Source organism: Desulfobacula sp. (assembly GCF_021107415.1).
In genome coordinates this window covers 1-11,208 of record NZ_JAIOSW010000384.1, presented here as the reverse complement: position 1 = coordinate 11,208, position 11,208 = coordinate 1, and the positions used below count along the sequence as shown (strand labels likewise).

Annotated in this window: 11 protein-coding genes and 1 pseudogene; all 12 read left to right on the top strand. The window is 39.3% G+C overall.

Features of this window, described 5'->3' with window-relative positions; all coding sequences use genetic code 11:
- Positions 1 to 132 precede the first annotated feature (132 nt).
- Positions 133 to 2,385 (top strand): peptidase U32 family protein, encoded by a 2,253-nt coding sequence (locus K8S13_RS19400; RefSeq protein WP_291465145.1) that lies wholly within the window; start codon positions 133 to 135, stop codon positions 2,383 to 2,385.
- A 334-nt stretch (positions 2,386 to 2,719) separates the two neighbouring features.
- Positions 2,720 to 3,628, top strand: a complete 909-nt coding sequence (locus tag K8S13_RS19395; RefSeq protein ID WP_291465143.1) for a S1-like domain-containing RNA-binding protein — start codon at positions 2,720 to 2,722, stop codon at positions 3,626 to 3,628.
- Positions 3,625 to 3,773: pseudogene (locus tag K8S13_RS25805) on the top strand (DUF1456 family protein); the annotation flags it as partial. The gene K8S13_RS19395 and the pseudogene K8S13_RS25805, both read left to right, overlap by 4 nt.
- A 30-nt stretch (positions 3,774 to 3,803) precedes the next feature.
- Positions 3,804 to 4,010: a DUF1456 family protein gene (locus tag K8S13_RS19385; protein ID WP_291465142.1), complete on the top strand. Its 207-nt coding sequence runs from the start codon at positions 3,804 to 3,806 to the stop codon at positions 4,008 to 4,010.
- A 97-nt stretch (positions 4,011 to 4,107) separates the two neighbouring features.
- A complete protein-coding gene (locus K8S13_RS19380; protein WP_291465140.1) occupies positions 4,108 to 4,281 on the top strand; it encodes a hypothetical protein in 174 nt (57 codons plus the stop codon).
- Positions 4,281 to 4,625 (top strand): YaiI/YqxD family protein, encoded by a 345-nt coding sequence (locus K8S13_RS19375; RefSeq protein ID WP_291465138.1) that lies wholly within the window; start codon positions 4,281 to 4,283, stop codon positions 4,623 to 4,625. Before K8S13_RS19380 ends, K8S13_RS19375 begins: the two co-directional genes overlap by 1 nt.
- A 136-nt stretch (positions 4,626 to 4,761) precedes the next feature.
- Positions 4,762 to 5,292 carry a peptidylprolyl isomerase gene (locus tag K8S13_RS19370; RefSeq protein WP_291465136.1) on the top strand — a complete coding sequence of 177 codons (531 nt, stop codon included), beginning with the start codon at positions 4,762 to 4,764 and terminating at the stop codon, positions 5,290 to 5,292.
- Positions 5,293 to 5,505: 213 nt separating this feature from the next.
- The gene (locus tag K8S13_RS19365) at positions 5,506 to 7,161 is read left to right on the top strand and encodes a methyl-accepting chemotaxis protein (protein ID WP_291465134.1); all 1,656 of its coding nucleotides are present in this window, start codon (positions 5,506 to 5,508) and stop codon (positions 7,159 to 7,161) included.
- 14 nt (positions 7,162 to 7,175) lie between these two features.
- A complete protein-coding gene (locus tag K8S13_RS19360) occupies positions 7,176 to 8,513 on the top strand; it encodes an NADH-quinone reductase (protein ID WP_291465132.1) in 1,338 nt (445 codons plus the stop codon).
- Positions 8,514 to 8,517: 4 nt separating this feature from the next.
- On the top strand, positions 8,518 to 9,678 hold the full coding sequence (locus K8S13_RS19355) for an NADH:ubiquinone reductase (Na(+)-transporting) subunit B (RefSeq protein WP_291465130.1): 1,161 nt from the start codon (positions 8,518 to 8,520) through the stop codon (positions 9,676 to 9,678).
- The gene (locus tag K8S13_RS19350; RefSeq protein WP_291465128.1) at positions 9,671 to 10,423 is read left to right on the top strand and encodes an FMN-binding protein; all 753 of its coding nucleotides are present in this window, start codon (positions 9,671 to 9,673) and stop codon (positions 10,421 to 10,423) included. The genes K8S13_RS19355 and K8S13_RS19350 overlap by 8 nt, the downstream gene beginning before the upstream one ends.
- Positions 10,424 to 10,474: 51 nt before the next feature.
- A complete protein-coding gene (locus tag K8S13_RS19345) occupies positions 10,475 to 11,113 on the top strand; it encodes an NADH:ubiquinone reductase (Na(+)-transporting) subunit D (RefSeq protein WP_291465126.1) in 639 nt (212 codons plus the stop codon).
- The last annotated feature ends 95 nt before the right edge of the window (positions 11,114 to 11,208 follow it).

The window sequence follows — 11,208 nt, the reverse complement described above, 5'->3', positions numbered from 1 at the left end:
ACTTGAAAGACCCCAGGGTTTAAAGAACATATACAGGATAAAATCGTACGAGAATGCAGCATGATTTTGTGTCTGCAAAAACCAGAAAAGATTATTTTTCATGAATCAACAATTAAGTTACAATTAATCTGAATGAAAAGAAAAATTGAATTACTGGCACCGGGCGGAGATATTGAGTCTATAAAAGCGGCAGTTATTGCAGGGGCAGATGCTGTATACTGTGGTTTGAATCAATTGAATGCCAGGAACCGGGCCACAAACATAGATTTTGAAGATTTAATTGGGATTATACATCTTGGGCATAGGCATAACTGCAAAGTGTATCTTACCCTCAATATACTGATAGTGGGAAGTGAAATCCCCTTCCTTATACGCCTGTTGAACAAGCTGCTCAACACTGACATCGATGGGGTAATTGTTCAGGATTTAGGATTGTTTTATCTATTATCAAGATATTTTAAAGCTCTTAAAATACATGCCTCTACTCAGCTTAATACTCATAATGAAGGTCAGATAAGTTTTTTAAATAAACTGACCGCCACCCGGATTAATCTATCAAGAGAGTTAAATATTAACGAGATAAAAGCATTGGCTTTAACTGGACATAAAAATAATATGTCAACTGAGGTCTTTATCCATGGTTCCTATTGTATCTCTTTTTCAGGAATTTGTTACATAAGTTCTGTTCTGGGAGGAAATTCAGGAAATCGCGGCAGGTGCAGCCAACCTTGCAGGGACAGGTATTTACCTACTTTGGAAAATAAAAATTTCCCTCTTAATCTAAAAGACAATTCAGCCTATTTTGATCTAAAAGAATTATATGATGCAAAAGTTGACTCAATAAAAATTGAAGGAAGAATGAAGCGGCTTGATTACGTTTATACAGTGGTAAATTGCTGGAAAAAACAACTCCAAAGTTTTTATGCTAAAAACAGACTGAATACTGACAACAGTGGGCTTTATAAAGTCTTTAACCGGGACTTTTCAAATGCCTATTTAAAGGGAAATATTAATAAGGAGATGTTTATTGATAATCCCCGGGATAATTCAATTAAACATCTTGCTGACATTAATACGTATGCTACGAATAAAAAAATGGAACAAGACAAGCTGGCTCTTTTTGAAGAAAAAAAAGAAATTACAGCAAATGTCAAAAATTTAATCAAACAATTAAGTATAGCCAAAAGCCCTTTAACAATCAGTATTTCAGGTAACTCCGGTGTACCTCTAAAAGTATTGGTAAAAACACCAGACATTTCATTTACAGTGCTTTCCAAAACTAATCTTGTCCCAACAAAAAAGAATAGCATTGCCAAGTGCCTCACTTACAATTTTTTATTAGAAAGACTTAAAGCCGTAAATGATACGGAACACACCATTCAGCATTTAGAATTAGAACATCTTGAAAAAGATCTCTTTATCTCTTTTAATGAGATCACTTCAATAAAAAAGAGGCTTTTATTCATCCTGAATGATTCAAAAGAGATGATTGACCCAATTGATGTTCCTTCCTTAAATAAAAATATACTTAAAAAGCCTCCGGCTCTATCTGTATTAATCTCTTCCCAAAAGGATGTGGACTTATGTAACAAAACTTGTGCCGATATCTTTTTTCAACTTCCCAATGGTTTTAAAAATGAATCTTTAAAGCTGTTAGACTTTTTCTTAAAAAACAAAAAATTAATTCCCTGGTTCCCCTCTGTTTTGATAGGAGAGAACTATAGGGCTGCCGTAGAATTTCTTGAACAGGTGCAGACAAAACTTATTGTAACCAATAATACCGGGATAGCTTATGAAGCTTACAAAAAAGGAATCCCCTGGATTGCAGGCCCCTATCTCAATATTGTTAATTCCTTTAGCCTTTTATGCTTAAAAAAAAATTTTAATAGCTGTGGCTCATTTATTTCTAATGAAATCAGTAAATATCAGATAAAAAGTATTATTAAGCCTGAGAATTTCAAACTGTACTATAGCATCTATCATCCTATTTTACTGATGACCAGCAGACAATGTTTACTTCATCAGGTTACTGGATGTGAAAAACACACAATGGATGAGGAGTGTATTCAAAAATGTGAAAAATCTTCATCCATTACAAACTTAAAAAATCAGCGGCTTTTAATTAAAAAAACAGCGGGAAATTACCATAGTATCTATAATAATATCAATTTTTTGAATACAGATATTGTTAGTGATATACCCAATATTTTTTCCAATTGTTTTATTGATTTAAGGGACATAAAAACCGAAACTAAAATAGAAATGGATAAAGCAAGCATAATAAGGCTTTTTGAAAACCTTCTTAATGGAAACCTTGATACAAAAAAAAAGCTCAAACAAGTTATTCATCCCTCAACTAACACTCAATACAAAAAAGGGATTTAACAATATCAAACATCATGTCAAAAAACTCAAAACCAGCACTCAAGGATTATTATCCCTGTACGTAGTATTTCGATGCCGAATTTCTAAATGATATCAAATCAATTGCGAACTATTTCTGATATAAAACCGAGTGGAATCCAGAGTGATGCCACCTGGTTTTTTTATATATCATCCATGTAAATGATCTATCCATCGAATTTTTAATGTAATTAAAAAAAACTGCAAGGAGTGTAAATCTTAATTTCCTGGCGTTCAAAGTAAGGTGATGGACGTGTGGCGGTATATTCTTAAATATGGTAGGATGGATGCATAAATTTACAGAGAGGTAAGGCCAATGTCGGATATTAAAAATGTGTGGGCGAATTCTCGTAAAATTGTCCAAGGTAAGCAGAGAGCCCGGGGACAAAAAAACGAACTTAAAATTGGAAAATATAATTATCTGGTTATTGAAAGCAGGTCTGATTTTGGTTTGTATTTAAGTTCTGATCGGGGAAGGATTCTGCTTCCCAACAAATATGTTTCTGATGATTTAAATGTTGGTGATTCCCTTGAAGCGTTTGTGTACACCGACTCCGAGGATCGTCTGGTTGCCACCACATTAAAACCTTTTGGTATTGTTGGAGATTTTGTTTTTCTGAAAGCAAAAGATGTGACTTCATTTGGAACATTTATGGAGTGGGGACTTGAAAAAGACCTGCTGGTACCCAAAAATGCACAGCAGAACTCCATATCGCCCGGGAAAAAATATCTGACAAAGATCTGTTTGGATCAAAAGACACAACGGGTGTACGGAACAACTCAAATATCTGTGAATTGCGATCAAAATATCAAGGGTCTTGAAGTGGGTCAGCAGGTCGATCTTATTATCCACTCTATTACCAAAATCGGTATCATGGCCGTAATCGATAACCGATATTATGGTATGTTGTATCTCAATGAAACCTACCAGGATCTGTTGATTGGTGATACTTGTACCGGCTATATCATGCGATTTCGTGAAGATAAGAAAATTGACCTGACTTTGAAAAAACCGGGGTATGAATCTGTAAAAGAATCTGCTCAAAAAATTGTAACCATTTTAAAAAAAGCCGGAGGTTTTATACCCTGTTATGATAAAAGCTCTCCCGAAGATATCAAAAAATTTTTTTCCATGAGCAAAAAAGAATTTAAAAAAGCGGTGGGGGGATTGTACAAAAAAGGAGTTTTAGAATTAAAAAAAGACGGGATTAGCCTGAAAAAATGAATAAGAATGATATTCTACGCCGTATTCAGTATGTCTTTGACTTTAGCGATTCAAAAATGATTTCTATTTTTAATCAGGCAGATCAGCAAGTCACACGAGCGCAGATCAGCGACTGGTTAAAAAAAATGATGCACCTGCCTATCAGAAATGTAGTGATAAACAGCTGGCATTTTTTTTGAACGGGCTGATCAATGATAAGCGGGGCAAAAGAGACGAGCCCCAGCTTGAGCCGGAAAAGAGTCTAAGTAACAATGCTGTTTTTATGAAACTGAAAATAGCCTTAAACTTGAAAGCAGATGATGTAATAAAGATTCTATCCCTGGCTGGTCTCAAGGGGATGTCTGAAGATCCTTGGACCCTTACGTCATCGAAAAGGTTTTAAAATGAGTTTGATGTACGAGGAATTAGATTTTTGGCCGAAGAACGTATTACACCAAACGAATTCACGTTTTTATACCGAGGAGGAGCTGGCACAGCATTTGAAACCTGGTGGAGTGTTTGGCCTCTGGGCAGATGGTTTCCTCGAAGACTCTTTTACCAACCTCCTGGGTATGGTGTTTGAAAGTGCTGACTCACAAACCATTGAGTTTGATAATCCTTTAACCGGTGGTTCGTCTGAAGGTGCTGTTTACGTGGCACGAGTGAGCCTGTAATGAAGATATGGGTGAATGCAGATGCATGCCCGGTGGTGATTAGAAATATTTTATTCAGAGCGGCTGAGCGCACCGGTGTACAACTCACGTTTGTCGCAAATCACCCCTTAACTGTACCACGGTCGCGTTGTATTAAAATGCTGCAAGTCGCATCTGGTTTTGATGTCGCTGACAAAGAGATTCTCAAGAGGCTTGTCACGGGTGATCTTGTCATTACAAGCGATATCCCTTTGGCAGCCCTGATTTTAGAAAAGGGGGGAGATGCACTCAACTCTCGAGGAGAACTGTATTCTTCGGACGATATTAGAGAGCGTCTGAACATGAGAGATTTCAAAAATAGTTAGGCGATCGAAACAGTTGATGAAACAGTTTCAATCCTACTTGTGATTCCCTCCGCCCATCCCCTTTTTTTATTTGACAAATATAAACTAGGCCTTAAATTTGACCATATTTATTTTTTTAATAAAAAAGGAGAAAAATATGCCTGACCTAACAGCAATTTTCGAAACAAGCAAAGGTACCATTAACATAAAATTATTTACAGACCAAACTCCTGTTACCTGTAGTAATTTTACAAATCTTGCAAAAAGGGAATATTATAACGGTCTTAAATTTCATCGTGTCATCGCAGACTTCATGATCCAGGGTGGATGTCCCCATGGAAATGGAACAGGCGGGCCCGGATATGAATTTAAGGATGAATGCAAAAAAGACCTGAAGCATGACAAACCCGGCATCCTTTCCATGGCCAATGCAGGCCCTGGAACAAACGGCAGCCAGTTTTTCATCACCCATGGTCCGACCCCTCATTTAAACGGCATGCACACTGTTTTTGGTGTTGTTGCAAGTGATGAAGACCAGAAAGTTGTGGACAGCATTGCCCAGGGTGATACCATAGAAAAGATCACCATTAAAGGAAATGTGGGTTCTTTGTTTAAACAAAACAAAGCCCAATTGGATGAATGGAATAAAATATTGAATAAGCAGTTCCCAAAACTTCCAAAAGCATAAAAAAATCCTGTAAAAATACCAACAGGACAATAAATAATAAAAAGGCCGGATCTGCGAAACAGATCCGGCCTTTTTATTTATAAAATAATTTTCGTTATTCTAAATCCAGATAAAAAGGAAAATCAAGCCTAATCAAGATCTGTTGAACCCTAAGGCTTTTTATGGTAAGTTAAAATATATTTTTCTCAAATCCCTCAAAATAAGGATACAATAATGGCTATAAGATACAAATTAGGTTTGATTGTCGCAGGATTGTCGTTTATCATTTTATCCATGTTTCTGGTTACCTGGTACACCACTTCGGCACAAAAAGCTGATGGTCTTGTTATCAACCTTGCCGGGCGTCAACGTATGCTTTCTCAAAAAATGTCCAAAGAACTCTTTTTATTTTCCGGGGCAACAGAATCAAAGGGAAAAAAACAATTAAATTCAAGTGCAGACAATACAATAAAAATATTTGATATTACCCTGTCTGCCCTGGCTGATTCAGGGAAGGCACCGTTATCTCTGGATCTGAAAGGAGCATATGCGACCTGCCCCAAAGCTTCTGAACCCGCTCTTTCCCAGCTCAATAAAGTAAAAAAAATCTGGAGTGATTTTTCAGTCCATATGAAGACTGCCCTTTCTGGAAACGAAAGTGCAGCTAAAAGTCTGAAATTTATTAAAAATAATAACTTGAACCTTTTAAATGAAATGAATACAGCCGTCGTGATGCTCCAGAATTCTTCAGAAAAAAAAGTACAGCGCCTGATTCTCTTTCAAACCTTTGGCTTGATTATCGGCATCATTCTCATGGTCATCAGTATCCTTCAAATTCGCTCCATTGTCAAAAACCTCTTGCAGTCCTCTGACACAGCCAAGGAGATGAGCTCCGGGGATCTGACCAGAAGGTTTAAAACAGCAGACAAGCCAAAAAACGAGCTCGATGAATTGGATTTTTTAGGGTATAATCTGAACATTTTTGCCCAATCCCTGCAGGAAAATATGAAAAATATATACCAGGAAGCCCAGGGTCTGAACAACTCTTCAACCGATATGAACAGTGTTGCCACAGAACTTTCCCAAGAGACTGACAGTTCTGCTGAAAAAACCATAAATATTACCCAGCGTGCCGAAACCATGAGCGAAGACATGAATGCAGTGGCAGCTGCTATGGAGGAGCTGACAGCAAACACTCAGCAGATTGCCGAATCCACATCCCGGATGAGTGAAACCAGCAAAAAAATCGCACAAAACGCTGACAAAGCCAGTCATATTTCCGATAAAGCAGTTGAAAGAGTTGATTCTGCCTCCTCAAGAGTGGATGATCTAGGAAATGCTGTCCGTAAAATCGGTCAGGTTTCTGAAGCCATCACTGATATCTCGGAGCAGACCAATCTTCTGGCTTTGAATGCAACCATTGAAGCAGCCAGGGCCGGAGAAGCTGGAAAAGGGTTTGCCGTTGTTGCAAATGAAATAAAAAGCCTTGCCAATCAGACGACAGAGGCCACAGAACAAATAAAAAAAAATATCGACTGGATAAAGGGATCAACCTCATCCACGGTTGAAGATATTAAGGAAATCGCGAAAATAATCAATGACGTCAATGATATTGTTAAAAATATATCTGCTGCAGTTGATGAGCAGACAAGCACCATTTCCGAAATAGACGACAATGTATCCCAGGGTGCGGATGCGGTCCAGGAAGTCAGTTCAAATATTGCAAACACATCCATTGCATCGACTGAAATTGCCCGGGATGTAAATGATGCCAGTCAATCAATTTCCCAGATATCATCCAATTCGACCCGTATTGCCCAAAGCTCTGAACAGCTTTCCCATCTGGCAAAAAAACTTCATGAGATGGTGGATCACTTCACAATAGAATAAAAATTTTTAAATCTATGAAAAATATTATAATTTCAAAAGGGTATAAAACAATACTTGCCGGGATGCCGGATATGAGTGTTATTCAGATCCCAGAGCCTGAGACGGTGGCCGTGTCTGCCATGGATATCCCTTATATCCGCCCCAAACTTCTGGTTAAGGAGAATGACCCCGTAAAAACAGGTACACCTCTATTTTGTGACAAGAGAAACAAACGCATCCGTTATGTGGCTCCCGGCACCGGAATTGTTAAACATATTGTTTTTGGAGAACGCAGAAGATTGCTTGAGGTAGTGATTGGTCTTGATAAAAAGAATGAATTCATTCAATTTGAAACATTGCCTTTAGAAAGTATTGATACGGTTCCCAGATCAAAAATCATAAAACTATTACAGGAAGGCGGGCTTTGGCAGTGTTTCCGGGAGTTCCCGTTTAAAGATACAGCCGATGAAAACCATGAGCCTCCCATGATCATCGTTTCTCTAAATGGAAATGACCTGTTTTCCCCTCATCCACGGGTAATATTGGAAAACAATATTAATTCTTTTGAATTCGGCATAAAAATTTTAAGCTTATTGTCAAAACGTATCATCGTGACATCACGCCGGGATAATCTGGACAGCCTGGATAGACTCAATGGGTTTAAAGAGCATATCACCCATATTGTTCCTGATTTTTATCCGGCCTGGGACCCTGGGGTTGTTTTGTATCAATTAAAAAGAACCCGGGAAGAAAATCGCTCCTGGTGCATTTCTGCAGAGCATCTGATACTGGTTGCAAAATTCCTCTTAACCGGCAGGTATCCAGTAAAAAGAGTGGTGACGATTACAAGGTCAAATGATAAAAAACCTCATATTATCACCCGTCAGGGAGCACCTGTCAAAAATCTTATAGGAAACCTGGATGAGAACAGCCTTATTACAACAGGCCGCTTCAATGGCAGATCTGTTGATCCACAAACCCATATCGGATTTTTTGAAAACACCTTGAACATTATCAAAGACAATCAAAAAGAGGAGCTGTTCGGATTTATTCAGCCGGGATTGACAAAACCCACTGTCTCCAAAACATTTTTTTCCTGTCTGACCAAAACACCGAAAGAGCTTGACTGTAACCTGCATGGAGAAGAAAGAGCCTGTATCAATTGCGGCTGTTGCGTTAACATCTGCCCCGTTGATCTGATGCCCAATTTTATTATAAAAGCATTGCTAAGCGATGAAATCGAGGATGCATTGAGTTATGGTCTGCTGGATTGCTGCCACTGCGGTCTGTGCTCATATGCCTGCCCCTCGAAAATCGAACTGACAAAATTATTGTTCCATGGAATGGACGCTCATTATAAGGACAAAGAATAGGGGTATGCATCCTTTAAAGAAACTACTGGATCTGAGTGAAAAATATTTTACAGGCTCGGGAAAACTCAACAGACTGGCGCCTCTTTTTGATGCCACAAAAACATTTTTCTTTTTCCCGTCACCAAAAATCCAATTCAGTCCGTTTGTGAGAGACAACCTTGACCTGAAACGGTTTATGAGTTTTGTCCTCATTGCCCTTCTGCCCGTACTGGTATTTGGTATTTACAACACTGGTTTTCAGGCAGGACTTGCCCGGGGGGAATCCTATACTTTTTTTCAGTCTTTCCTGCTGGGGTCACGATATGTTTTACCCATCATCATTGTCTCTTATGGGGTGGGGTTTTTCTGGGAAATTGTCTTTGCCACCATCCGGAGACATAAAATCAGTGAAGGGTTTCTTGTTACAGGGCTTTTATTTCCCTTAACCCTTCCTCCAACCATTCCTTTATGGCAGGTGGCCGTGGGAATTTCATTTGGTGTGGTTATCGGCAAAGAAGTGTTTGGCGGAACCGGAAGAAACTTTTTAAACCCGGCACTGACAGGGAGAGCCTTTTTATTTTTCTCTTATCCTGTTTCCATGTCCGGAGATGTCTGGGTGGCGGTAAAAAATTCAGTGGATGGTTTCAGCGGGGCCACCGCACTGTCTATTCTGGCCCCGGAAGGTGAAAAAATTACAACGGCTCTTGCAGGTGACGGCTTTAGCTTATCCAATCTTTTTCTTGGGTTTGTACCGGGAAGTATTGGAGAAACTTCAGCTTTATGCTGTATCCTTGGGGCGTTGTTCCTGATCATCACAAAGATTGCAAACTTCAGGATTATTATCGGGGGGGGTGTTGGATTAATTGTTACCTCCATCATTTTTTATCTGATTCCGGGTGGATCTGACTCCTGGATGAATGCAGGCCCTTTATTCCACCTTTGCGCCGGTGGATTTTTATTCGGCATATCATTTATGGCTACGGACCCTGTCAGTGCCCCGGGCACCAACCCTGGACGGTGGATCTTCGGTTTTTTAATCGGATTTTTAACCGTTATCATCCGGGTGGTCAACCCGGCTTTTGTCGAAGGTACTATGCTGGCCATTCTTTTTATGAATGTGTTTGCTCCGATGCTGGATCATATTGTGATTAAATATAAGGCATCAAAAAGGATACCCAATGTCTGATCAACCCTTTGATAAAAACAGCAAGAAAAATGTCATCGTGTTTGCCCTGCTGCTCTCTATCATCTGCAGCCTTTTAATTACGGCTGCTGCAGGCGGGTTAAAAGGATTTCAGGTGGCCAATATGGAACTTGACAAAAAAATCAATATACTCAAAGCTGCTAACCTTATCGGCCATAAAAAGCCGTCCAAAGAAAAAATAAATGAACTTTATGATGCCCGTATCAAGGAAGTAATGGTCGATGACCAGGGGAAAATCATTGGAAATTATGTCCCCAATGCTTTGAACCTCTATTTTTTTCAGAAGGCCGGCCAGGGGGATATAGTGATAAAAGGGTATATCCTTCCCATCAACAGCCGAGGATTATGGGGGAAAATACAAGGGTATCTCGCCTTTGAAAATGATGGCCAGACCATATCAGGATTCTCAATTTTCAGCCATTCGGAAACCCCGGGGTTAGGCGGTGAAATAGAAAGTGCCTGGTTTCAGAAAAACTTTAAAGGCAAGAAAATATTAAACTCCCAGAACAAATTTGTTTCAGTGGGCATTGCCAAAGGAAAGGCCACAAATCTTCCCAAAGACGAACAAGCCCATTATGTGGACGGAATTTCAGGGGCGACACTAACCGGCAAATATCTTTCACAAGGGATAAAACAGACCCTGATCAAATATGATTCCGTGTCCATTACCTTCAGGCAGAAACAGCTTAAAGCAAAAAAAATGAGCCCCAATAAAGATACTGATTAAAAAGATACTGACCCAAAAGATAGTAAATAGACAAAAAGGATAGTATTCATCATGTCCGAAGAGAAAACAAACTATATAGAGATCGTAACCAGAGGCATCTGGAAGGAAAATCCCGTTGCCTACCAGGTATTGGGAATTTGTTCCGCACTGGCTGTCACGGTTAAAATGTCCACTTCCATCGTCATGGGCATTGCCCTGACAATAGTAACTGCTTTTTCCAGCCTGATCATATCTTCTTTGAGGAAAAGAATCCCATCCAATATCAGGATCATTGTGGAGCTTGCTATTATTTCTTCCCTTGTCATTATCACTGATCAGGTATTGAAAGCCTTTTTTTATGATATTTCCAAACAATTGTCTATCTTTGTCGGTCTGATCATCACCAATTGTATTGTTCTTGGAAGGGCCGAAGCCTTTGCCCTTGCCAACAAACCTATGGATTCTTTTTTTGACGGTATTGGAAACGGTCTGGGTTACAGCCTGGTACTGGTTACAGTGGCTTTTATAAGAGAGCTTTTAGGATCGGGTAAATTTTTAGGGTTCAACATTATCCCGCAATTTGTTTTTGATGCCGGATACCAGAACATGGGCCTCATGGTGCTGGCACCCGGGGCTTTTTTCATTATCGGGTTGCTGGTCTGGCTGAAAAACAGTCTGCCCGGGATATCGAAACCCGGAACATATAAGTAAAAAAGATAGGAAGTGCACATGGGTGATCTATTAAGTCTGTTTATTAATTCCGTATTTATCGGTAATATTCTTCTGGCCTATTTTCTGGGCATGTG

What these genes read in the sequence shown, in the direction of transcription:
- K8S13_RS19400 (WP_291465145.1), top strand. Translation starts at nt 133, where the DNA reads ATGAAAAGAAAAATTGAATTACTGGCACCGGGCGGAGATATTGAGTCT.
- K8S13_RS19395 (WP_291465143.1), top strand. Translation starts at nt 2,720, where the DNA reads ATGTCGGATATTAAAAATGTGTGGGCGAATTCTCGTAAAATTGTCCAA.
- K8S13_RS19375 (WP_291465138.1), top strand. Translation starts at nt 4,281, where the DNA reads ATGAAGATATGGGTGAATGCAGATGCATGCCCGGTGGTGATTAGAAAT.
- K8S13_RS19370 (WP_291465136.1), top strand. Translation starts at nt 4,762, where the DNA reads ATGCCTGACCTAACAGCAATTTTCGAAACAAGCAAAGGTACCATTAAC.
- K8S13_RS19365 (WP_291465134.1), top strand. Translation starts at nt 5,506, where the DNA reads ATGGCTATAAGATACAAATTAGGTTTGATTGTCGCAGGATTGTCGTTT.
- K8S13_RS19360 (WP_291465132.1), top strand. Translation starts at nt 7,176, where the DNA reads ATGAAAAATATTATAATTTCAAAAGGGTATAAAACAATACTTGCCGGG.
- K8S13_RS19355 (WP_291465130.1), top strand. Translation starts at nt 8,518, where the DNA reads ATGCATCCTTTAAAGAAACTACTGGATCTGAGTGAAAAATATTTTACA.
- K8S13_RS19350 (WP_291465128.1), top strand. Translation starts at nt 9,671, where the DNA reads ATGTCTGATCAACCCTTTGATAAAAACAGCAAGAAAAATGTCATCGTG.
- K8S13_RS19345 (WP_291465126.1), top strand. Translation starts at nt 10,475, where the DNA reads ATGTCCGAAGAGAAAACAAACTATATAGAGATCGTAACCAGAGGCATC.